Genomic DNA, 23,700 nt, shown 5'->3' with positions numbered 1-23,700 from the left:
TGGCCGGTCAGCAGGGTCTCCGCGGCCTCGCCGAGCACGGCCCGCAACGCGAACCCGGGGACCACCCACGGCGTGGGGCGGCGCAGCGCGTCCCCGAGCGCGTGGGTGAACTCGGTGTTGGTGACCGGAGCTGGCGCGGTGAGATTGACCGGCCCGGACAGGGACGGGTGCTCCAGCACGAACCGGATGGCGTTGACCTCGTCGTCCAGCGAGATCCACGACAGGTACTGCCGGCCGTCGCCCCACCGGCCGCCCAGGAACGCGGAGAAGAGGGGACGCAGCCGGCCCAGCGCCCCGCCGGACGGGGACAGCACGACGCCGCTGCGCAGCCGCGCGACCCTGACCCCCGCATCGACGGCGGGGGACGTCGCGTCCTCCCCGCGAGTCACGCCGAGGCCACCCTGCGCTGCTCGTCGGACTCCACGGGGTCCTCGTCGCGGCAGGGGCAGTTCCAGCGGGCGTGCCACCCCGCGACCTCGGCGGCCTCCCTGGTCCCGAGTCGGCGGAACACGACCGCGGCCTCGTCCCACGCCGCGTGGGCGGCCAGCGGGTCGCCCTCCAGCGCGTAGGACGCGCCGAGGTCCCGCAGGGTGCGTGCGCGCCACAGGGGAAGCCCCAACGACGACCAGGACAGCAGGGACAGGTTGAGCTGGTCGCGGGCCAGCGCCAGCTCCCCGGCCGCGAGGTGGTGCTCGCCGAGGGTGCGGCGGATCAGCGCGATCCCGAACCGGTCGTGCAGGTCGCGGCAGACCCCGAGGCAGTCCAGCAACGCGGGCACGAACTCGTCCCCTCGGCCCTGACGGATGCGCGTCTTGGCCAGCGCCTGCGTGGTGTAGCAGGTGAGGAGCGTGTCGCCGACCTCGCGCACGATCTCGTGGGCCAGCCGGAAGTGGCGCTCGGCCTGGTCCCACTCGTCGTTGGCCCGGTACACCAGCCCGACTCCCCGCAGCGCCAACGCCTTCCCCCGCTGGTTGCCCGCCTCCTCGTAGGCCCGCACGGCCGCCGTGAGCGCCTGGAGCGCCGCCCGGTCCTGTCCCAGCTCCCTGCGGACGTACCCGATCCCGTAGAGGGCGTGGGCCGTGCCCTCGACGTCCCCGAGGCCGCGCAGGAGCTGGTGTGCCCTGGTGAGCGCGGGCAGGGCGCCGGCGTGGTCGGCGAGTTCCCTGCTGACCATGCCGAGCCCGTTCAGGGCCACGGCCTCGCCCCGCCGGTTGCCGGTCTGCCGGAACAGCTCCAGCGCGGTCTGGAAGTGGTCGCGCGCGGGCCGGAGCTGGTCCCGCTTGTAGGCGAGCTGGCCCAGCCCGCACGCCAGCGCGGCCTCGCTGTCGCGGTTCCCGCTCCGCCGCACCGCGGCCAACGCCGCGTTGTGGGTGCGCTCCCACGCGTCGTGCCTGTTGCGCACGGCGAACCAGGCGAAGACCAGCGCCTCGGCCAGCCGGGCCGCCGGCTCGGCCATGCCCAGCTCCGCCGCGCGCTCCACCGCGGCGACCAGCGACGGCTCCTCCTGCTCGAACCACGCGTCGACCTCCGGCGGGCGGGGGCGGGCCTGGCCCGGCATCGAGTTCAGCTCGACCTGGCACAGCCGGGGCAGGGCCGGCGGCAGGTGCTCGACCAGCCGCTCCACCCGGGACATCCACGCGTCCACGACCCGGCCCAGCGCGGCCTTCCTGTCCGCCTCGGCCTCCTCCCGCTCGGCGCGTTCCCTGGCGTGCAGGCGGACCAGGTCGTGCACGCGGTACCGGACCGGCTCGGTCGGCGTGCTGGTGACCTCGACGAGCTGGGCGTCCAGCAGCCGTTCGACGATCTCCTCCGCCGCCGGCTCCGGCAGGTCGAGCAGGGGAGCGGCCAGCCACCCGGCGACGTTGGCGTGCCCGAGCGTGCCCAACAGCCGGTAGGCCCGCCGGCTCGGCTCGTCCAGCGCGAGGTAGGTCAGGCCGAGACCGGTGCGGACCGCCAGGTCGCCGACGGCCAGCTCGTCCAACCGCTGCTGCTCGCACCGCAACCGGGCGACGAGCTTGGACACCGGCCAGTGCGACCGGGCGGCCAGCCGCGCGCCGGTGATCCGGATCGCCAGCGGCAGGCGCTCGCACAGCTCGACCACCTCGGCGGCGGCGTCCCGCTCCGACTCCACCCGCCCGTCGTCGAGCAGGCGGGCGAACAGGGCGAGCGCGTCGTCCGTCGGCAGGACGTCCAGCCGCAGCCGCCTGGCCCCCTCCAACCCGGACAGCCGACGCCGGCTCGTGACCAGGACCAGGCACCCGTCCCCGCCGGGCAGCAGCGGCCGGACCTGCGCGGCGTCGGCCGCGTCGTCCAGCACGACGAGCACGCGGCGTCCAGCCAGCTCGGCCCGCCACAGCGCGGCGCGGTCGGCCACCGTCTCCGGCACGCGCTCGGCGGCCACGCCCACGGCCCGCAACACGGTGTCCAGCGCGCTCTCGGGCGAGGTCGGCCGCTGGTCGCTGGAACTGCCGTGCAGTTCGACGAAGAGCTGCCCGTCCGGGTAACGCGCGGCGAGGTGGCGCGCGGCGTGCACGGCGAACGCGGTCTTGCCGACACCTGGCCGCCCGTGCACGCACCACACCCGTAACGCCGCGCCGGCCGTCTCCACGTCGGACACGATCCGCGCCAGCTCCTGGTCGCGCCCGGTGAAGTCGGGCACGTCCCTGGGGAGGTCGTTGCGCCGCGCCCGCCCGCCCGAGGAGGGGCGCGGCACCGGCGTCTCGTCCCGGAGGATCTCCTCGTGCAGGCGGCGCAACTCCGGCCCCGGCTCCACCCCCAGCTCCTCGACCATGACCGCCCGGGCCTCCTGGAACACCTGGAGCGCCTCGGCGCGGCGGCCGCACCGCCGCAGGGCCGTCATCAACTGGCCGCGCAACCGCTCCCGCAGGGGATGCCCGGCCACGAGCCGCCGCAGCTCGCCCGCCAACTCCTCGTGCCGCCCGAGCGCGAGGTCGGCGTCGACGCGTTCCTCCAACGCCGACAACCGCTCCTCCACCAGGACCGGGACCACCCGCTGCCGCACCCAGTCCGAGGCCACATCGGCCAGCGGCTCCCCACGCCACAGGCCCAGCGCCTCGCGGAGCAGCTCCGCGGCCGTGGCCGGCGACTCCGCGCGCCGCGCCTCGGCGACCCGGGACCGGAACACGTGCACGTCGGCCCGCTCCGGCGGGACGTCGAGCAGGTAGCCGGGCGGCGAGTGCCGCAAGGCCCCGTCCGGGAGGATCCGACGCAGTTGGGACACGTACACCTGAAGGCACTTGCGTGCGTTCGGTGGAGGGTCGTCGGCCCACACGGCCTCCACGATGCGGTCAGTCGGCACGACATGCCCCGCGTCGAGCAACAGCACCGCCAGCACCTGACGCGCGCGCGGTGATGGGAGCGGTTCGAGACGGACGTCCGCCTGCCAGATCTCGACGGGGCCCAGGATTCTGAAGTCCAAGCCTGCCTCCGTGTCACGAGCGCCTGCTCGACGGTGACGCGGCAGGGAAACAGGAGGCGCGTCGCGTTCGACGCCGGCGCCCGGCCGGACAGCCGACCACCGAGGGGCGACGCCCTTCTTGATCCCACACACATCCCCAGTGGCGGCAGGGTAGCTCGCGACGGCCGGCCTGGTGGAGGAGTTGCGACAAACGCGTTGACCGGGACGAACGGCTCGGACAGGACAGCGGTTCGGACACCTCGGACACCTCAGCCCCGTCGGTCGCGGGTGGGGCGGGGTCCTGCCGGGTCTCTCCTCGGCGCCACCGTCATGGTCGCGTGGGGTCGGCGTTCGTCCGGGGCAGTCCCGTACGCGGATCCGCCGCCTGTCCGAGATCGCGAACACGGCCTCAGGCCCCTGGCCTGACGGGCCTCAGGCCTGGTGCGTGACCATCGCCTCGGCCGAAGGCTGCATCGCCTCGGCCGGAGGCTGGACCGCCTCGGCCGGAGGCTGCTCGGCGTCCTCGTCACCGCGCACGTCGTAGACGCATGCCCACCGGTCGGTCACCGTCGTGATGTCCTCGTCCGTGAGGCTGATCGCCGCCTTGCGGTCCCGCAGGTATAGGACGAGTTCCCGGAGTGGCCAGAACAGCCGGTCGTGGGAGGAGGAAAACTGGCGGCCCGAGTCCGCCACGACCGCGTGGCAGCGGGCGCGGAACTCGTCAGTGCCCCCACGCCGGACCACCTGGATCGCCAGGTCGAGATCGCTGAGGCGGTCCTGGCTCTGGTCGAGGTAGCTCCCGAAGACCACGACCCTGGCGACGGTGTAGGGCTTGCGGCGATCAGCGTTGTACGTGCGGACCCGCGCCAGGAAGCCGTCGAGATGACGCTGTGCCGTCGCCCTCGTGATGGGCCTGGCGAAAGTCGCGTTGGCGAGAGCGTTGCCCCGCACCGTGGTGATCCAGCTCGGCACACCCGGCTGGAGTGGGGCGACTTCCAGGTACCCCGCCTCGCTGAACCGCGTCAGCACAGCTTCCGCCTCGGCCTCGTCCGTGCCGAGCACCTGGGCTGCGTCCTCCAGATATCCGGGCACGTGCTGGAAACGTCTCATCAGATCGCGGGCTCGGCTCGCGGGAAGGCCTTCGATGACCTGGTTCTTCGATAACCGCATCGTTCATCTCTAGCAGAAGAGGACCCGAGGGGCGTTCGCGCCGGTCAGGGCGGGGAACTCTGTCCTCTGTGGACTGGACGCGGTGGTGGGGGCTGGGCGGCGCGGGGTTTCGGGTTCACTCGATTCAGCTAACGTGGGCGCATGCGCTTCGGGGTCCTGGGTCCGCTCGCCCTGTGGGCCGAGGACGGGACGCCGGTCAGGGTCCCCGAGCTGAAGATCCGCGCCCTGCTCGCCGACCTGGCGGCCAACGTCGGCCGCCCGGTCGCCGTGGACCGGCTGATCGGCGACGTCTGGGGCGACGACCTGCCGGCGAACCCGGTCGCGGCGCTCCAGACCAAGGTGTCCCAGCTCCGCAGGGTGCTCGCGTCGGTCGAGGCGGACGGCCGCGATCTCGTGCGCTCCCGGCCGCCCGGCTACCAGCTCTCGGTCGACCCCGACTCCCTCGACGCCACCCGGTTCCGCGCCCTCACCACCCGGGCCTGGGACGAGAGTGATCCGCGCCGGCGCGCCGCCGTGCTCTCCGACGCGCTCGCGCTGTGGCGGGGACCCGCGTTCGCCGACTTCGCCGACCAACCGTTCGTCCTCGCGGCCGCGCGCCGGTTGGAGGAGGAGCGCATGGTCGCGGTGGAGGAACTGGCCGAGGCCCGCCTGGTGCTCGGCGAGCACAACCTGGTGGTGGGCGAGTTGGCCGACCTGGTCGCCCGACACCCGCTGCGGGAACGGCTGCGCGCCGCGCAGATGCGCGCGTTGTACCGCGCGGGCCGGCGGGCCGAGGCGCTCGCCACCTACGCCGACCTGCGCGCCCGCCTGGCCGAGGAACTGGGTTTGGACCCCGGCGCCGACCTGGTGGCCCTGCACCAGGCGATCCTGCGCGGCGACCCGGTCGACGCGTCCACACCGCCACCACCTCCGCCTCCCACGACGATCTCGGCCACGGGAGCGGGCTCGCACCTGCCCGCGCCGCCCACCGAACTGGTCGGCCGCTCCGCGATCGTGGCCGAGGTGCGGGCCGCCTTCCCGGCGGCGCGCCTGGTCACGTTGGTCGGGCCGGGCGGGGTCGGCAAGACGCGGGTCGCGCTGGAGTGTGCGGCCGGGATGGCGGGCGACTTCCCGGACAACGCCAGGCTCGTGGAGTTGGCCGGCCAGGCCGCCGCGCCGGCGACCACGGTGGACGTCGTGGCCGAGGTGGTCGCCGCGACACTCGACATCCGCGACGACGTCCTCACCGACCGGCAGCCGGCCCAACCGACGCCGTTGGCGGACCGGATCGTCACGGCGTTGCGTGGCCGGCGGATGCTGCTGGTGCTGGACAACTGCGAACACGTCGTCGAGCCCGTCGCGGAGCTGGTCGACCGCCTGCTGCGGGGCGCGCCCGACCTCTGCGTGCTCGCCACCAGCCGGGAGGCGCTCGGCCTGCCCGGCGAGGTGGTCCGTCCGGTGCCGCCGCTGGACCTCCCCGACCCCGACCACGCCGACGACCCGGCCGCGGTGGCGCGTTCCGGCGCGGTGCGGCTGTTCGTGTCCCGCGCCTCCGCCGCCGCGCCCGGCTTCACCCTGACCAGGGACAACGCCGCCGACGTCGCGACGCTCTGCGCCCGGCTGGACGGCATCCCCCTCGCGTTGGAGCTGGCCGCCACCCGCGTCCGCGCGCTGGGGCTGCCCGGCCTGGTGTCGCGCCTCGACGACCGGTTCCGCGTCCTGACCAGCGGCCTGCGCGGGGTCCCTCCCCGGCAGCGGACCCTGCGCGCGGTGATCGACTGGAGCTGGGAGCTGCTCACCGAGCCCGAACGCGCCGTGCTCCGTCGGCTGTCCGTCCACGCCGACAGCGCGGCGCTCCCGGCCGCCGAGGCGGTGGCCTCCGGCGACGGCGTGGCGCGTGAGGACGTCCTCGACCTGCTCGCGCGTCTGGTGGACCGGTCGCTCGTGGCGCACGTCGAGCGCCCCGACGGCTCGCGCTACCGGCTGTTGGAGTCCGTGGCCGAGTACAGCGCGCGGCGTCTCGCCGAGGCGGGGGAGGCCAACGCGGTGCGCGCCCGGCACCGCGCGTACCACCTCGGTTTCGCGGAACGCGCCGCGACCCACCTCAGGGGACACGACCAGCGACGGTGGTTGGAGTCCGTCGACGCCGAGATGCCGAACCTGCGGCGGGCGCTGGACGACGCGGTGCGGGTGGGCGCTGCCGAGGACGCGCTCCGCCTGGTGAACGCGCTGGCCTGGTACTGGTTCCTCCGGGGCAGGTTGGGGGAGGCGGTGCGCGCGTTCGACGTCGCCTTGGCCGTGCCCGCCACCCCAGCGACCGACGGCGAGGTGACCGCCGCCCAACCCACCGCCGCCAGGGCCGCCGCGCGCGCGTGGCGCGCGGGCTTCGCATTGCTGACCGGCGGTGACGACGGCCCTCGACTGGCGGCCGCCGCCGGCGAGGCGATGCGCGGCTATGACGCGGTCGACGATCCCCGGGGCAGGGCGCACGCCGAGTGGTTCCTCGGGTTCGCGCACTGGGGCATCGGCGAGCTGTCGGCCGGCCGGCGGTGGATCGAGTCGAGCCTGGACCGCTTCCGACGGCTGGGGGACCGCTGGGGTGAGGCGGTGGCCCTGGCCGCGAGGGCCCGCCTCGCGCTGGGCAGGGGCGACCTGCGTGACCTCGAACGGGACGCCCTCGACAGCCACGCGCTCTTCCAGGAGCTGGGCGACCGCTGGGGACGGCTGCGCGCCGCCGACATGCTGTGCGTCCACGCCCAGATCACCGGCGACTACCGGCGCGCGCACCACCTCAATCGGGACGCGCTGCGGGACGCCGAGGACCTCGGCCTGTGGACCGAGGTCGCGTACAAGCTCTCGGTGTTCGGCCGGATCGCGTTGCTGGAGGGCGACTTCGACGGCGCGGCGGAGTACCACGGCCGCGCCCTGCGGCTGGCCACCAAGCAGTCCGACCGCATCCTGGCGCAGTTCGCCGAGCTGGGGCTGGCGCTCGGCGCGCGCAGGCGCGGCGATCTGGACACCGCCGAGAAACACCTGTTGACCTGGCTGGACTGGAACCACCGGCTCGACGGCGGCACCGGCAACGCGTTGATCCTGGCCGAGCTGGGTTTCGTCGCCGAGCAGCGCGGCGACGCGGCACGGGCGCGTCGCCTGCACCGGGAAGGACTCGTCGCCGCCAGGACGACCGGAGACCCGAGGGCGGTGGCGCTGGCCCTGGAGGGGTTGGGCGCCGCGTTGTCGGCCGCGGGCGAGCACCAGGCCGCCGCGCGGCTGCTCGGAACGGCCGACGCGCTCCGGCTCTCGGTCGGCGCGCCCCTGCCCCCGGCCGAGCGCGGCGACGTCGACCGCGCCGCGACCAGGATTCGCGGGGCACTGGGGCCGGCGGGCTTCACGGCCGCCTTCCGAGAAGGAGCCGGAACACCCGTCGACGAGGTGGTGAACGCGCTGCTCGCCGACCATAGCGGCGACCACGGCGCCCCTGACGTCTGACACCGACGTGCCCTTACGCCCGCGCCTGCCCTGATGGAGCGGGAGCACCACCTGAGAATGCTCAGCCCCCACCCGCCCTGGGGGGCGAGCCCTGCTCCAGCCTATCGCCCCGTCACCCAGCGCGAAAGGTCATCACGCTGTGCTGTGGAGGAATTCGGGTGACTGTGGATAACTCCGCCGCCACAGTCCCCCGTGCCCGCGCATGTCCGATGGAACGGGGGCACCACCTGGGGAAACGTGGTGCCCCCGCTTCCCGGGGCCGGTCAATCCGCCTGGTCCGTCCTCTCCCCGCCATCACGCTCGCCTCCGGCGACGGTTGTGGTGACCCTCGTGCGGATTCCCGTCTGACGGAAACGAGGGACGTGCCCCGAAAGGGAGATGAAGGGACGCGCGGGACGACCGGCCCTGCCCCGAAGCCGTCACGAGACTGGGGAGGTGACGGCTTCGGGAACCCTGGTCCGGCCCATGCGGTGTGGGCCGCCGCGGAGGGACGGCCGTCAGCCCTCGGCGGGGCGGCGCAGCACCTCGATCATGCCCATGTAGCTGCCGTCGCCGTACCCGGCCTCGACGGTCCGCTCCAGCATGTCCTTGAGGAAACGCGGCACGTGCGTGCTGATGCCCTGGGCGCGGCTGGTCTCCAGCAGGTGGTCGGCGGCGTTGAGGTTCATCCGCACCGTGCCGGCGTCGCCGGGGTAGACGCCCTCGTCGATCTCCTTGGTCGCCCCGTGCAGGATCGGGATGACCACCGACGGGAGCAGCCAGTCGAGCCCGACGGGGGCGAAGTCGGCGGCGGTGGCCCCCGCGGTGCCGACGAGCGCGGCGGCGTGCAGGTAGCCGTTGGCCGTCGCCCACATCAGGCCGAGGAGCGCGGTGTTGTACAGCACGGCCAGCCCCGGGTCGTCGCCGAGGAAGCGCACGTCACCGCCCAGCGCCCTGAGCGTCTCCAACTGCGCGTCGTACACCGGCCGCGAGCCGCTGTAGAAGAAGACGGCCTCGGGGCCGCCGATGACGTGGACCGGGACCATGATCGTCCCGTCGAGGTAGGCGGCGCCGAACCCGGCGGCCAGGCCGACCGCCTCGCGCGCCTCCTCCGGCGTGCTGGAGCTGAGGTTCACCACCGTGCGACCGGCCAGCGCGTCGCCGGCACCCTCGATGATCGACTTCGCCGCGGCGTAGTCGGTGACGCAGATGACCAGCAGGGGGCTCGCCCCCGCGGCCTCGGGCAGGGTCTGCGCGTGCCGGGCGCCCCGCGCGACGAGCGGCCGTGCCTTGGCGGCCGACCGGTTCCACACCGTGGTCGGGTGGCCGCGGTCCACGAAGGCGGCGGCCAGCGCGGCGCCCATCGGCCCGAGACCCGCCACGGTCACCGGCGCGAGGTCGTGGGCTGCGGTCTTGTCCATCTGTCTGTGTCCTCCTGGCACGGACCACCCTGGATCCGTTGACTGCGAATGGGGTTCGTCGATCACCTCCACCCTGGCTGGAGGCTCTTTCGACATGCTTCCGGTCCACTGTGGGAAAACCTTCGGTCCCCATCGCCGCTGCTCGGCGCATCTCCGCCCGCGCGCTGGACACCAGGTGCCGGAGACACCTCGCACGACAGGAGGCCGTGCTGGTCGCTGGCGGCGGTCGCATGATCAAATGGCGGCAGCATCGCGTGTCGGTGACGGGCAGCGTCAGACATGGAGGTGCCGAACCGAAGCGACCGCCCTCCGGGGCCGGTGAGGATCGCAACGGCAAACGCCTCGGGATCGTCCATTGAGGACAAGGCGCAGCACCGGCCCTTCGGGGCCGGTGAGGATCGGCACAGTCGCCTGAACGACCAGACAGCACGGACCGGGTGGGGACGGTGTCCCCACCCGGTCTCTCAGTGTTGGCGGTGTTGGTGTGGTCGTGCTCGGGGCGTCAGGGCCGCACGCCGCCGTAGAAGGTCTTGGTGCTCAGGGCCCGGGTGACCCGCTTGACCTGGTTCGAGGCGTTGCCCTCGATCAGGGTCACCTTGCCGTTCTTCAGGTCGAACTTCTCCACGATGCCGATGTGCTTGCTGGTGCTCGGGCTGGACGGCCCGGTGCCGAAAAGCAGCACGTCACCCTTGGCCAGGCTGCGCAGCTTCGACTTGCCGTAGGCCTTCTTGTGGCGCTGGCCCCACTTGTAGACGTCGCCGGTGAAGGCGTACTGCGGGATGTCGACGCCGGCCTTGCGCCAGACCCAGGTCGAGAACAGGGCACACCAGGCGACGCACTGCTTCGAGTACTTCTGGCAGTTGCTGCCGTTCGGCTTCTCCTTGGTGCCGATCTCCTTCCGCGCGATCGTCACGATCTTGTCGCGGGTGCTCGCGGCGGGCGCGGCGGTGGCGGTGTCGTTCACCACCACGGTGTCGGGCTCGGCGGCCAGCCGGGCGTTGTCCTCGGCCAGGAACGCCGCCAGCTCCGCGCCGGTCAGCTTCTGGCCGTCGACGTGCTCGACCTCCAGGACGGCCGGCGCGACGGTGTCGGGGTCCACCTCGGTGGCGGCGACGGCCGCCGGCGTGGTGGCGACGACCGAGCCGAGCACGAGGCTCGCGCCCACACCCAGCATGGTCAGTCCTCGGGCGAGGCGGCGGGTCATGCCCCCCAGCTCCTTCTTCTCCATGTCACGTCCCCTCACGTGGTGCTGGTCCGTCTCCGCCCGCTCGGGGGTCGGGCGGCGGCGGTGCCGGTGGTGTCGGTGCTGGTGGAGCTGTCGGCGCTGGTGGTGATGCCGCGCTCCGACCGACGACGACAACGGTGGGAGCGGCCGCCTAAGGCCCGGCAAAGGAACGGGAAAAGACCAGCTCACCGGGGATTTCACCGACGCGTCGGCGTTCGCTCCGGGAGACGGGGGAGCATCGTCCGCGCGGGATCGCCAGGATGGGCGCGGGCCGAACGGGCGCAAGGCCCGTGATCAGGACGAGCGGCGCGAAAGCCGAAGAACCGGTCGCGGAGAAAGAGAGTCCTCTGTGGACAAACAGGTTTCCTTCACACGGGAAAGGAATTCCACAGTGGACACATCAACCCAGTGGGTCGGTGGGGCGCGGAGCGCGTGTGCTCCGGCGGGATGGGCGAGAGGTCCCGCCGCCCGCCGGAGCTGGGGACCTCTGGTCCGCCGACGGAGAGAGTCGGCGCGTGCCGGCCGGGAGAGGTCCCGGCCGGCGGGGCGACGACGAGCTAGCTCCGCGCGACGTCGTTCGCGTGCGACCGCGCCGCGATGGGGGCGCCGGCGAGGTCCTCCTCGTTGCAGAGCAGCTTCACCTCGTAGTACGGCGCGCCCTCGCGGTCGTCGTAGTCGAGGTGGATCGCGAGCACGTCGAGCGGCTCGCCCAACCACCGCTGGGCCTGGCGGAGCCAGGCCGCGGACCGTTCGAGCGCGGTGGGAAGGTCGTCGTCCCGGAACACCACCGGGCGGTAGGGGACCTCGTGGACCTGGTCCTGTCCGTGCGTCGGATGGGGGAGACCCAGGGCGAGACCCGAGTCGTCGAGGTGGAGCTTGATCCCGTCCTCCTGCTTGTCAGCCACCCCGACAGCGTGCTCGGGGCGCTGGCGAAGCGCAACCGCGTCGGCACGGCACGTGCGGGCGAGACGGCGACGGGGGAGCCGCTCTCTTGACGCTGCGGCAGGCGTTATATACAACACCTCAGACACGATGGGTTGGGTCGAGGAAAGGGACACCAGGTGACGTATCCGGTGGACGGGGTGACGGCGGTCCCCGAGGCGTACAACGAGCCGGTCAGGGAGTACCGCCCCGGCGGCGAGGACGCCCGGGCGCTCCAGGCGGAGCTGGCCCACCAGCGCGGGCAGACCGTGGAGATCCCGTCCGTGATCGACGGCAGGACCGTCCACGGCGGCGGCAGGCGCGTGGAGGTGCGCGCGCCGCACGACCGGTCGCTGCTGCTCGGCGTGGCCACCGAGGTCGGCGCGCGGCAGGTCACCGAGGCGGTGGACGCCGCCCTCGCCGCCGCCCCGGCCTGGCGCGAGCTGCCGTTCGACGAGCGCGCCGCGATCTTCCTGCGGGCCGCCGACCTGCTGGCCGGCCCGTGGCGGGCCCGGCTCAACGCCGCCACCATGCTCGGCCAGAGCAAGTCCGTGCAGCAGGCCGAGATCGACTCCGCCTGTGAGCTGATCGACTTCTGGCGGTACAACGTCGCCTTCGCCCGCGAGCTGCTCACCGAGCAGCCGGTGTCCTCGCGCGGCGTGTGGAACCGCACGGACCACCGCCCGCTGGAGGGCTTCGTCTACGCGATCACCCCGTTCAACTTCACGGCGATCGCCGGCAACCTGCCCACCGCACCCGCGCTGATGGGCAACACCGTGGTGTGGAAGCCCGCCGCCACCCAGCTCCTCGCCGCGCACTGGACGATGGAGCTGCTGCGCGCGGCCGGCCTGCCGGACGGCGTGATCAACCTGGTCGTCGGCGACCCGGTCGAGGTCACCGACGTCGTGCTGGCCCGCCCCGAGCTGGCCGGCATCCACTTCACCGGCTCCACCACGGTCTTCCGCGGCCTGTGGCGGCAGGTCGCCACGAACCTGGAGACCTACCGCGCCTACCCACGCCTGGTCGGCGAGACCGGCGGCAAGGACTTCGTGGTCGCGCACCCCTCGGCCGACCCGGCCGCGCTGCGCACCGCGCTGGTGCGGGGCGCGTTCGAGTTCCAGGGCCAGAAGTGCTCGGCCGCCTCGCGGGCCTACCTGCCGCGCTCGCTGTGGACCGCGCTGCGTGACGAGCTGGTCGCCGAGACCGAGGGCCTGAGCTTCGGCGACGTCGCCGACTTCAGCACCTTCGGCGGCGCCGTCATCGACGAGCGGGCCTTCCGCCGGCTCGACGGCGTCATCTCCCGCTGCCACGCCGACGACGCCGTGCGCGTGGTGGCCGGCGGGCGCACCGACGACAGCACCGGCTGGTTCGTCCGGCCGACCATCGTCGAGTCCGACGACCCGAGGCACGACGTGTTCACCACCGAGTACTTCGGGCCGTTCCTGGCGGTGCACGTCTACGACGACGCCGACTACTCTGGTGTGCTCGACCTGGCGGCCAACACCTCGCCCTACGGCCTGACCGGCGCGGTCTTCGCCACCGACCGGCATGCCGTCGTCGAGGCCATGCGGACCCTGCGCTTCGCGGCCGGCAACTTCTACGTCAACGACAAGCCGACCGGCGCCGTCGTGGGCCAGCAGCCGTTCGGCGGCGGCAGGGCCAGCGGCACCAACGACAAGGCCGGCAGCGTGCTGAACCTCCAGCGCTGGGTGTCGCCGCGCAGCATCAAGGAGACGTTCGTGCCGCCGTACGACCACCGCTACCCGCACATGGCCACGGGCGAGTGAGGGCCGGCCGATGCTGAGGACGATGTTGCAGGCGGCGGCGCGCAGCGACCGCCTGGAGCGGATGGTCGGGCGCAACCGCCTGCTGCGGCCGGCCGTGGACCGGTTCGTGGCCGGCGCGACCGCCGACGACGTGATCAGGGCGGCCAGGAGGCTGGCCGACGAGGGCCGGTACGCGACGATCGACCAGCTCGGCGAGGCGTGCCGCGACGCGCGGGCCGCCGAGGAGACGGCACGGCAGTACGTCGCGCTGCTGGGCAAGGTGGCCGACGCGGGCCTGGCCGACCACGTCGAGGTCTCGGTCAAGCTGTCGGCGCTGGGCTCCGAGCTGGACTGGGGCGTCGCCGAGGAGCAGACCCGGCTGATCTGCGCGGCGGCCGAGGAGGCCGGCACGACGGTCACGGTCGACATGGAGGACAGCTCCACGACCGACGACACGCTGCGGGTCCTGCGCGCGCTGCGGGAGGACTACCCGCGCACGGGCGGCGTCCTCCAGGCGATGCTGCACCGGACCGAGGGCGACTGCCGCGCGTTCGCCGAGCCGGGCAGCCGCATCCGGCTGTGCAAGGGCGCCTACCACGAGCCGGCGGCCGTGGCCAGGACCAACGGTGCGGACGTCAACGACGCCTACCTGCGCTGCCTCGGCGTGTTGATGGAGGGTGGCGCCTATCCGATGGTCGCCACGCACGACCCACGCCTGGTCGCGGGCGCGGCGGCGCTGGCCAGGAAGCACGGCCTGGGTCGGGACGACTGGGAGTTCCAGATGCTCTTCGGCGTCCGGACCGACGAGCAGCGCCGGCTCGCGAACGCGGGGCACCGGGTGCGGGTCTACCTGCCCTACGGCCCCGACTGGTACCGCTACACCTGCCGCCGGCTGGCCGAGCGGCCGGCGAACCTGGTGCTGTTGGGCCGGGCGATGCTGTCCCGGTCGTGATCACCAGATCGTGACCACCAGGTCGTGATCACCAGTTCATGGTCACCAGGTCAGGACCACCAGGTCGTGATCACCAGGTCATGACCACCGGGTCGGACCTCCTGGTCCTGATGACGCCGAGGGGCGGGTCGCGTTGCGCGACCCGCCCCTCGGCGTTCGCGGGACCGTGGGTGTCCACGGTGGTCGTCCGCGCCCCTCCCATCCGGGCGGAAGACCCCGTCGGACCCCGGCTCCCGCTACTTCGTCGGTTCCGGCACGTCCACCTCGGCCGCGCCCTCGGCGCCGTTCGGCCGGTTGAGGTTGGACTTGCGGTAGCCGTAGCCGAGGTAGACCACGAGGCCGATGCCGAACCACACGGCGAACCGGATCCAGGTCGTCGGCGTGAGGAAGGTGATCAGCCACAGCGAGAAGCCGATGCCGAGCAGCGGGACCACGGGCATGCCGGGGCAACGGAACGTGCGGGGCAGCTCGGGGCGGCGGTAGCGGAGCACGATGACCGCCGCGCAGACGACCACGAACGCGAGCAGGATGCCGATGTTGGTCAGCTCGGCGGCCTCGGCGATCGGCAGGAAGCCGGCGATGAGGGCGGACGCGCCACCGGCGATCCACGTGATCCGGCTGGGGACCTTGCGCACGGGGTGGGTCTTGGCGAACCACTTGGGCAGCAGGCCGTCGCGGCTCATCGAGAACCACACGCGGGTCACGCCGAGCATGAACGTGAACATCACCGTCAGGATGCCGACGATCGCGCCCACGGCGATGACGGTGCCGAGGGCCGGCAGGCCCACCGAGGCGAACGCGCTGGCGAAGGCGCTCTCGTTGTCCACGTCCTTGAAGTTGACCATGCCGGTCAGCACCAGGCAGGCCAGGACGTAGAGGACCATGGAGATGGCCAGGGACAGCACGATGGCCTTGGGCATGTGCTTCTGGGCGTCCTTGGATTCCTCGGCGGCGGTGCTCATGGCGTCGTAGCCGAAGACGGCGAAGAACACGGTGGCCGCGCCGGTGATCGCGCCGCCGAAGCCGAACGGGAAGAACGGCGTGTAGTTGTTGGTGTTGATGTGGAAGAAGCCGACGATGATCACCAGCAGCACCAGGCCGACCTTCAGCCACACCAGGACCGTCTCGAACTTCGCGGCGTTCTTCATGCCCTGGTTGAGGACGAACGCGATGAGCAGGCACAACAGGGCCGCGAACAGGTCGACCTTGTGGTCCTGGCCCGTGCCGGGCGCGCCGAGCATCCACGCGGGGAGGTTGATGCCGATGTTGTCGAGGACGTAGGCGAAGTACCCGGAGATGCCGATGGCGACGACGGCGACGATGGCGATGTATTCCAGCAGCAGGTCCCAGCCGATGAACCAGCCGACGATCTCGCCGAGGACGGCGTAGCCGTAGGTGTAGGCGGAGCCGGCCTTGGGGATGAGGCCGGCGAACTCGGCGTAGGCGAAGGCCGCCGCGGCGCTGGCGATGCCGGCGACCAGGAACGAGATGAGCACGGCGGGGCCGGCGGTTTTGTTGGCGACCGCTCCGGCGAGTGAGAAGATGCCGGCGCCGATGATGCCGCCGATGCCGATCGCGGTGAGCTGCCACAGCCCCAGCGACCGCTTGAGGTCGCCCTCGCCCTCGGACGCGATGTGTTCCACCGGCTTGCGCCGGAGGACCCCGCGTCCCTCGCGCAGGGTGGGTGGGGATGCGGTCATGAGGTGGAACCTCCTCCGGTTGGCGGCACGCCCGCCCGCTGGACGGACCTGCCGGGTGCGGTCGAACCGACCAGGGCGGCCGGATGAGCGGGGACCCTAATTGAGGTGTTAGGTACAACACAAGAACGGTCGACCGGCGGTTCCGACACGATGCGGTCTCGGCGTGTGCGACCATGGGCGCCCACGTGGACGAGTAGCGGAGTGTGACCGCGGATGGTGAACCTGACCTCCAGCGAGCGACTCAGCGTGAGCAGCCTGCGCGAGCAGGCGCACCGGATGATCAGGACCGCCGTGGTCACCGGCGAGATCCGCCCGGGCCGGATCTACTCCGCGTTGCAGCTCGCGGCCCAGCTCGGCGTCTCGGTGACGCCGGTGCGCGAGGCCATGCTGGAGCTGGTCAGGGAGGGGCTGCTCGAACCGGTCCGCAACCGGGGCTATCGCGTGGTCGAGCTGGCCGACGCCGACATCGCGGAGATCTACGAGATCAGGGAGCTGCTGGAGGTCCCCGCGCTGATCAGGGTGGCCGGGCGCGTCCCAGAGGCCGAGGTGCCCCGCCTGCGCGAGCTGGTGACCACCATGCAGCGCGCGGCCGACCAGGGCGACCTGCCGACCTTCCTGGAGGCCGACCGCGACTTCCACCTGACGTTGCTGGCGATGGCCGGCAACCGCCGGCTGGTCGAGCTGGTGGGGTTGCTGCGGGACCAGACCCGCCTCTACGGCGCCGGTCAGCTCGCCCAGGGCGGTGGCCTGCGGGAGTCGGCCGACCAGCACGCCGGCCTGCTCGACGCGTTGCTCGCCGGGGACTCCGACCGCGCGCGCGAGCTGATGCACGAGCACCTCGTCTACACGCACGACGTCCTCACGCCGGACGCCTGAGGCGCGCGCCGTTCGCGGCGCGTGTCCCTCGCGGTCCTCTCGCGCGCTCCTCGCACGCCCCTCGTGTGTCCCTCGTGTGTCCCTCGGGACGAAGTCGATCAGTCGGAGCCCAGCTCGGCGGCGCGCGCGTTGACGAAGGTCTCGATCCCGTCGAGCACGCGCTGGAGCCCGAACTCGAAGCCGTGCGCCGGGTCGTGGGCCGCTCCGTACGCCGCGCCGGCCGCCGACCCCACGCGCGACGCGGTGGGGAAGCGGTTCGGGTCGAGCACGCGGCTCAGCAGCGGGGCGTAGGCCCCCCACCACTGCTCGTCGGTCATGCCGGTGCTCTGCTCGGCCTGGGACGCCTCCAGCGCGCCGCGCACCGCGCTCGTGACGAACCCGAGCACCAGGCTGAGCACCGAGTCCATCTCGATCTCGGTCAGACCGATCCCGTCGACCGCGCGCAGCTCGTAGTCGTACTTGGCCATGAGGTTCGGCCCGAGCACGGGGCGGATCGTCGCGACCTGCAACATCCACGGGTGCCGCTGGTACAGCGCCCAGTTCTCCCTGGCCACGTGCTCCAGCCGGCCCCGCCAGCCGCCCGGCACGTCCTCGGGCATGGCCACCTCGCCGTTGACCGTGTCCAGCATGACGTCGAGCAGCTCGCCCTTGCCGGGCACGTAGGTGTACAGGGTCATGGTGCCGACGCCGAGCCGCTCGGCGATCCGCCGCATGGCCAGCGCGCCCAGCCCCTCGGCGTCGGCGATCTCGATCGCGGTCCGCACGATGCGGTCCACGCTCAGGTCCGGCCTGCCCTTCCTGCTGGTCCGCTCGCGGGTCCGCCACAGCAGCGCCAGGCTGCGGGCGGGGTCGCCGGTGCCGCTGTACTCGACCATGGGCCGACACTAGCGCACGCCGTACCGTACGTGGTACGGTACACCGCACGGTGCAATATGCCGCAGTTCACGCCACACGGCGAACCCCGAACCGAGCAGGTCAGACGCGCTCTCGCGCGCCCACGCCCCCCGTTCCTCCACCCCCGTCCGGCCGGCCCGCCAGGCCGTCGCCGGTCGGATGTCGCGTCCGTTCCACCCCCACCGCTGAGGGAGCAGGAAGAAGAGGATGACGAACACCGAGATCCGGCCCTTCCGCCTCGACGTCCCCGAGGCCGACCTCGCCGACCTGAGGGACCGGCTCGCCCGCACCCGCTGGCCCGACGAGCTGCCCGGCGTCGGCTGGAGCCACGGAGCGCCGCTCGGCTACCTCAGGGACCTGGCCGAGTACTGGCGCACCAGCTACGACTGGCGCCGACACGAGGCGGCCCTCAACCAGCACCCGCAGTTCACGACCGAGATCGACGGCCAGAAGATCCACTTCCTGCACGTCCGCTCGCCGGAGCCCGACGCCCTGCCGTTGGTCGTCTCGCACGGCTGGCCCAGCTCCGTCGCGGAGTACCTCGACGTCATCGGCCCGCTCACCAACCCCCGCGCGCACGGCGGCGACCCGGCCGACGCCTTCCACCTCGTCATCCCCTCCCTGCCCGGGTACGGCCTGTCGGGTCCCACGCGGGAGCTGGGATGGGGCAGCACCCGGGTGGCCAGGGCGTGGCGTGAGCTGATGCGCCGGCTCGGGTACGAGCGCTACGGCGCGCAGGGCGGCGACTGGGGCTCGTGGATCTCCCGCGAGCTGGGCATGACCGACCAGGAGCACGTCGTGGGCGTCCACACCAACGGTCTCGTCACGTTCCCGTCGGGCGACCCCGCGGAACTGGCCGACCTGACCGAGGACGAGGCGGAGTGGCTGCGCCGCGCCGAGTACTACATGGAGGAGCTGTACGGCTACAAGAAGATCCAGTCGACGCGCCCGCAGGCGTTGGCCTACGCCCTCACCGACTCCCCGGTCGGCCAGCTCGCGTGGATCGTCAGCGTGGTGAAGGAGTGGACCGACTGCGGCGACACCCCCGAGGACGCCATCGACCGGGACCGCATCCTCACCACCGTCATGCTCTACTGGCTGACCAACACGGCCGGCTCCAGCGCCCGCTCGTTCGTGGAGACGCCGGACACGGCCGAGGAGGTGGACGTGCCGACCGAGATCCGCCCGTCCACCGTGCCCACCGGGGTCGCGGTGTTCCCCAGGGACATCATCAGGCCGATGCGCCGGTTCGCCGAGCGGGACAACCACAACATCCTGCGGTGGACGGAGTTCGACCGGGGAGGCACGTTCGCGGCGACCGAGCAACCCGACCTCTTCGTGGATGATGTGCGGGCCTTCTTCCGGCTCGTGCGCGACGGCCGGAACTGACCACTGTGGACAGATCTTGGCGGCGCGGGGGAGACCATCCCCCCGGTCGGGAATAGGGGGAGTTCCCCGCCGGGTTGCACAGCGCGCCCACGGGGACGTCAGGGGCGGCGCCGGCGGGACGCGCCCGGCGCCGCCCCCGTGGTGTGACACGGGCGGGGACCGGCGGTGTCGACATGATCGACACCAGCGGGCATCGAGGGTGGGAAAGGACGGTATGACACGGGTTTCGGGTGAGGCGGCGGGAAGGCTCGCGCGGTGCGCGGTCGTGTTCGAGGCGGGTGACCCACCCAGGACGGGCCGGTTGGCCTTCTGGGACCCCGACGGGGGCGGGCTGCCCGAGGACGTCGGAGAGCCGGGGGAGCTGACCGTCGTCGTGCCGGAGGAGGACGGCGGCGTCGCCTCCCGCACCGTCCCCGCCCTGCGGCTGCCGGTGGCCGACGCGCTCCCCCTGGTGTCCCGGGCGCGGCGCGCCCCCGGCGCGCACCCGGCCGCGGCGTTCTGGGGCGCGGTGGCGGTGGAGGCCCTGCGGCTCGTCGCCGGTGGTCGGCTGCTGCCCGGCGTCTCCTCGGGGGACTTCGACGCCTGGCGGGTCGGCCCGCTCGCGGCGGAGGACGTCACGCGCCTGCGGCAGCTCGCCGCCGCCATGCCCGCCACGGCCCGCGCGGTGCCCGTGGCCGCCCGAGGGGGCGAGGACTTCCTCCTGCCCGACCCGCAGGTGGTGGTGCGGGCGTTCCTCGACGCGGTCGCGGACGGGATGACCAGGACCCCGGCCGCCGCCCACGCCGCCGGCACGGCCGCGTTCGCGGTCCTCGCCCCGCAACGCGTGCCCCACCTGCGCGGATGGGCCGAGGAACTGGCGGCCGGCGTCGACTCCGGCGTGCGGATCTCGTTGCGCCTGGAGATCCCCGGCGGGATCGAGGCGTGGGAGGCGGGCGGGGCGAGCGGCGTCCGCGCGGTGGTGCAGGCGCACAGCCTGGCCGATCCCGCGCTCGTCGCCGACGCCGGGGACCTGTGGGGCGAGGCCGAGCACCGGTTCGGCCCCCGGGCCAGGGTCGACGCCGTCCTCGCCGTGCGACGGGCCGCGCGCGTGTGGCCGCCGTTGGAGCGGTTGCTGGACCGCGCCGCGCCGGACGAGCTGGCGCTCGACGACGACGAGGTCCAGGACCTGCTCGTCGACGGGGCCGCCCGGCTGGCGGCGGCCGGCGTGGAGGTGCGCTGGCCCAAGGAGCTGGTCCGCGACCTGACCGCCAGGGTCGTGGTGGGCTCCGACGACCGCGTCGCGCCCAGCGACCTGCCGTCCCTGCTCGGCGGCGGCGAGCTGCTGCGCTTCGACTGGCAGCTCGCCCTCGGCGGCCACCCCCTGACCGCCGCCGAGATGGACCGCCTCGCCGAGGCGAGCCGCCCGGTCGTCCGGCTGCGCGACCAGTGGCTGCTGGTCGACCCGTCCCTGGTCAGGAAGGCGCGGGAGCGGGCGATGAAGCCGCTGACCGCGATCGACGCGCTCGGCGTCGCGCTGACCGGCTCCACCGAGGTCGACGGCGAACAGGTCGAGGTCAGCGCGACCGGGTGGCTCTCGGCGCTGCGGGACCGGATCGCCGCCCTCCAGGAGACCGGTCGGCCGGCCGACGAGCGCCCGCCGGCGGCGCTCGCCGCGACCCTGCGCGACTACCAGCTCCGCGGGCTGCGCTGGCTGTCCACCATGACCTCGCTGGGCCTCGGTGGCTGCCTGGCCGACGACATGGGCCTCGGCAAGACGATCACCCTGATCGCGCTGCACCTGCGCCGGCAGGAGAGCGCCGATACCGCCGGCCCCACCCTCGTCGTCTGCCCGGCCTCGCTGCTGGGCAACTGGGAACGGGAGATCCGGCGGTTCGCGCCGGGGACGACCGTGCGCCGCTTCCACGGCCAGGGGCGGTCGGTGGAGGGGGTCGAGGACGGCTTCGTCCTGACCACCTACGGCACGATGCGACTGGACGCCGAGAGGCTCGGGACCGTCCACTGGGGACTGCTCGTCGCCGACGAGGCGCAGCACGTCAAGAACGCCCGCTCCGGCACGGCCAGGGCGCTGCGGCGCATCCCGGCCGCGGCGCGCGTCGCCCTCACCGGAACGCCCGTCGAGAACAACCTCTCCGAACTGTGGGCGATCCTCGACTGGACCACGCCGGGCCTGCTCGGCTCGCTCACCGCGTTCCGCTCCCGCTGGGCCAAGCCCATCGAGGGCGGGGACGAGGCGACGGCGCGGGCGACCGCCGAGCGGCTGTCCAAGTTGGTGCGCCCCTTCCTGCTGCGGCGGCGCAAGTCCGATCCGGGCATCGCGCCCGAGCTGCCGCCCAAGACCGAGACCGAGCGGCCCGTCGCGCTCACCCCCGAGCAGGCCGGCCTGTACGAGGCGGTCGTGCGCGAGATCATGGCCGAGGTCAGGACGAGCACCGGCATGGCCCGGCGCGGCCAGATCGTCCGGCTGCTCACCGCGCTGAAGCAGATCTGCAACCACCCCGCGCAGTACCTGAAGGAGACCCGGCCCCGCCTGGCCGGTCGCTCCGGCAAGCTCGACCTGCTCGACGAGCTGGTGGACACGATCGTCGCCGAGGACGGCGCGGTGCTGGTCTTCACCCAGTACGTGAGCATGGCCCGGCTGCTCGACCGGCACCTGCGGGGCCGGGGCCTGCCCACCCTGCTGCTGCACGGCGGCACCCCGGTCGCCGCCCGGGAGGAGATGGTGCGGCGCTTCCAGGACGGCGACGGCGGGGAGGACGGCCCCGCGCCGATCTTCCTGCTGTCCCTCAAGGCCGCCGGCACCGGCCTCAACCTCACCCGCGCCGACCACGTGATCCACTACGACCGGTGGTGGAACCCCGCCGTGGAGGAGCAGGCGACCGACCGCGCCTACCGGATCGGCCAGACCCGGCCGGTGCAGGTGCACAAGCTGGTCGCCGAGGGCACGGTCGAGGACCGCATCGCCGCGATGCTGCGCACCAAGCGCGAACTGGCCGACGCCGTGCTCGGGCGCCAGGAGGACGGCGACGAGGCGGTCCTGACCGAGCTGACCGAACTGTCCGACGCCGAGCTGGCGACCCTGGTCGAGCTGAGGAGCGCGCGATGACACCACGACAGGACTGGGACGACCGCGACCGCGTCCGAGACCGCGTGCGCGGCTTCCCCGCCTTCCCCGCGAGCCGTCGCCGGCCGGGGCGCTTCGCGCGGTCCTGGTGGGGCAACGCGTGGATCACCGCCTTGGAGGACACCGCGCTCGACCAGCGGCCGTTGAAGCAGGGCAGGAAGCACGCCCACAGCGGACAGGTCGGCCCGATCACGGTCAGCCCTGGCCGGATCGGCGCGACCGTCCACGACCACGAGGACGACACCTCGTACCGGACTGCGGTCTTCCTCGACCAGCTCGGCGACGTCGAGTGGGACCGGTTCCTGGACCGGGTCGCGGCCAGGGCGGGCCACCTCGCGGCGCTGCTCGACAGGGACATGCCGCACGACCTCGTGCGGGCGGCCGAGGACGCGGGCGTGCGGCTGCTGCCCGGCATCGGCGACCTGGAGCCGGAGTGCGACTGCCCGGACTGGGAGCTTCCCTGCCGGCACGCGGCGGCGCTGTGCTACCAGGTGTCCTGGCTGCTCGACGCCGACCCGTTCGTGCTGTTGCTGATGCGCGGGCGGGGCGAGCGGGAGCTGCTCGACGACCTCCAGCGTCGCAACGCGGCGCGGGGCGAGGCCCAACTCGTGCCCGCGCCCGTCGACCTGGCCGTCGTGGAGGACCCCGCGACGCCGACGGGTGCTCCCGCGGGCGCTTCCGCGCGCGAGGCGTACCAGCGGGACGTGCCGCCGTTGCCCGAGCCGCCCACCACGCCGCCGCCTCCGGCGACCCCGCTGTCCGTCCCGCCCGCGCCGGACATCGACCCGGCCGGGCTGGCGGTGCTCGTCGCCGACGCGGCGCTGCGCGCACGGGAACTGCTGCGCGAGCTGGAGCGTGGCGTCGGGGACGACGCGGTGGGGACGCCGGCGCCGCTGGACCTGTGGCAGGACACCGTGCGGCTGGCCGCCACGCACCGCGACCCCGCCGTGCTCGACCGGCTCCGGCGCGCGAGCGGTCGGGGAGCCGAGCTGGACCGCGCGGCCCGCGCGTGGGAGTACGGCGGTCCGGCGGGTCTGGACACGTTGGAGGTGGCGTGGGCGCCGCCGAAGGAGGTCGTGGCCCGTGCGCGTGCCGTCGTCGGTCGGCTGACCAGGGACGGCAGTGACGGTGTTGACGGTGTTGACGGCGGCGACGCGGGTGACACCGGCGGCGTCCGGGTCTGGCGGAACCGGTGGACCCTGGACAAGCTCGGGCTCCAGCTCCGCTACGGCAGGGACGGCCGGTGGCACCCGTACCGCCGGGAGTCCGGCGACTGGTGGCCGGCCGCGCCGGCCAGACGCGACCCGGTCGCGGCCCTGGCGGAGCTGGACGCCGAGTGACCGCCGGGCGCAGCCCAAGTCCTCTGTGGACGGTGAGGTGAGACCGGGTGGGGCGTCGCC

The 23,700-nt window shown here is 73.3% G+C and carries 14 protein-coding genes and 1 pseudogene; 7 read left to right on the top strand and 8 right to left on the bottom strand.

Translation table 11 applies throughout. From position 1 onward, the window contains the following. The 3 genes and pseudogenes from LX15_RS09935 to LX15_RS09925 all read right to left on the bottom strand — a co-directional run. Positions 1–389: pseudogene (locus tag LX15_RS09935) on the bottom strand (epimerase); the annotation flags it as partial. Then, positions 386–3,439 carry an AfsR/SARP family transcriptional regulator gene (locus LX15_RS09930; RefSeq protein WP_253669227.1) on the bottom strand — a complete coding sequence of 1,018 codons (3,054 nt, stop codon included), beginning with the start codon at positions 3,437–3,439 and terminating at the stop codon, positions 386–388. The pseudogene LX15_RS09935 and the gene LX15_RS09930, both read right to left, overlap by 4 nt. Positions 3,440–3,850: 411 nt before the next feature. Next, positions 3,851–4,528 (bottom strand): nucleotidyltransferase domain-containing protein, encoded by a 678-nt coding sequence (locus LX15_RS09925; protein ID WP_253669226.1) that lies wholly within the window; start codon positions 4,526–4,528, stop codon positions 3,851–3,853. A gap of 201 nt (positions 4,529–4,729) precedes the next feature. Between LX15_RS09925 and LX15_RS09920 the strand changes: the two genes are divergently transcribed. After that, positions 4,730–8,056: an AfsR/SARP family transcriptional regulator gene (locus tag LX15_RS09920; RefSeq protein WP_253669225.1), complete on the top strand. Its 3,327-nt coding sequence runs from the start codon at positions 4,730–4,732 to the stop codon at positions 8,054–8,056. A gap of 497 nt (positions 8,057–8,553) precedes the next feature. Here the strand turns inward: LX15_RS09920 and LX15_RS09915 are convergent, their stop codons facing one another. The 3 genes from LX15_RS09915 to LX15_RS09905 all read right to left on the bottom strand — a co-directional run bounded on the left by LX15_RS09915 (position 8,554) and on the right by LX15_RS09905 (position 11,586). Then, entirely contained in the window at positions 8,554–9,456 is a 903-nt protein-coding gene (locus tag LX15_RS09915) for an NAD(P)-dependent oxidoreductase (RefSeq protein WP_253669224.1), read from the bottom strand. A gap of 502 nt (positions 9,457–9,958) precedes the next feature. Then, positions 9,959–10,684, bottom strand: a complete 726-nt coding sequence (locus LX15_RS09910; protein ID WP_253669223.1) for a CHAP domain-containing protein — start codon at positions 10,682–10,684, stop codon at positions 9,959–9,961. 554 nt (positions 10,685–11,238) lie between these two features. Further along, entirely contained in the window at positions 11,239–11,586 is a 348-nt protein-coding gene (locus tag LX15_RS09905) for a hypothetical protein (RefSeq protein ID WP_253669222.1), read from the bottom strand. 168 nt (positions 11,587–11,754) lie between these two features. On the opposite strand from LX15_RS09905, the gene pruA reads away from it, so the two are divergent. Further along, a complete protein-coding gene (pruA, locus tag LX15_RS09900; RefSeq protein WP_253669237.1) occupies positions 11,755–13,389 on the top strand; it encodes an L-glutamate gamma-semialdehyde dehydrogenase in 1,635 nt (544 codons plus the stop codon). 10 nt (positions 13,390–13,399) lie between these two features. Next, positions 13,400–14,320 (top strand): proline dehydrogenase family protein, encoded by a 921-nt coding sequence (locus tag LX15_RS09895; protein ID WP_253669221.1) that lies wholly within the window; start codon positions 13,400–13,402, stop codon positions 14,318–14,320. A 236-nt stretch (positions 14,321–14,556) separates the two neighbouring features. Here the strand turns inward: LX15_RS09895 and LX15_RS09890 are convergent, their stop codons facing one another. After that, complete coding sequence (locus LX15_RS09890) at positions 14,557–16,020, bottom strand: amino acid permease (RefSeq protein WP_253669220.1); 1,464 nt, start codon at positions 16,018–16,020, stop codon at positions 14,557–14,559. A 213-nt stretch (positions 16,021–16,233) separates the two neighbouring features. On the opposite strand from LX15_RS09890, the gene LX15_RS09885 reads away from it, so the two are divergent. After that, positions 16,234–16,896 (top strand): GntR family transcriptional regulator, encoded by a 663-nt coding sequence (locus LX15_RS09885; protein ID WP_253669219.1) that lies wholly within the window; start codon positions 16,234–16,236, stop codon positions 16,894–16,896. A gap of 98 nt (positions 16,897–16,994) precedes the next feature. On the opposite strand, the gene LX15_RS09880 is transcribed toward LX15_RS09885, so the two are convergent. Then, positions 16,995–17,771 (bottom strand): TetR/AcrR family transcriptional regulator, encoded by a 777-nt coding sequence (locus LX15_RS09880; RefSeq protein ID WP_253669218.1) that lies wholly within the window; start codon positions 17,769–17,771, stop codon positions 16,995–16,997. A 226-nt stretch (positions 17,772–17,997) separates the two neighbouring features. On the opposite strand from LX15_RS09880, the gene LX15_RS09875 reads away from it, so the two are divergent. The 3 genes from LX15_RS09875 to LX15_RS09865 all read left to right on the top strand — a co-directional run bounded on the left by LX15_RS09875 (position 17,998) and on the right by LX15_RS09865 (position 23,640). Then, positions 17,998–19,179 (top strand): epoxide hydrolase family protein, encoded by a 1,182-nt coding sequence (locus LX15_RS09875; RefSeq protein WP_253669217.1) that lies wholly within the window; start codon positions 17,998–18,000, stop codon positions 19,177–19,179. A gap of 214 nt (positions 19,180–19,393) precedes the next feature. Further along, entirely contained in the window at positions 19,394–22,282 is a 2,889-nt protein-coding gene (locus tag LX15_RS09870) for an SCO1167/SCO6262 family helicase (RefSeq protein ID WP_253669216.1), read from the top strand. After that, the gene (locus tag LX15_RS09865; protein WP_253669215.1) at positions 22,279–23,640 is read left to right on the top strand and encodes an SWIM zinc finger family protein; all 1,362 of its coding nucleotides are present in this window, start codon (positions 22,279–22,281) and stop codon (positions 23,638–23,640) included. Before LX15_RS09870 ends, LX15_RS09865 begins: the two co-directional genes overlap by 4 nt. Positions 23,641–23,700: the final 60 nt, after the last annotated feature.

It is taken from the genome of Streptoalloteichus tenebrarius, assembly GCF_024171885.1.
GTDB classification, from domain to species: domain Bacteria; phylum Actinomycetota; class Actinomycetes; order Mycobacteriales; family Pseudonocardiaceae; genus Streptoalloteichus; species Streptoalloteichus tenebrarius.
The sequence above is the reverse complement of the archived record's forward strand: the minus strand, read 5'-3'. Positions and strand labels throughout refer to the sequence as shown.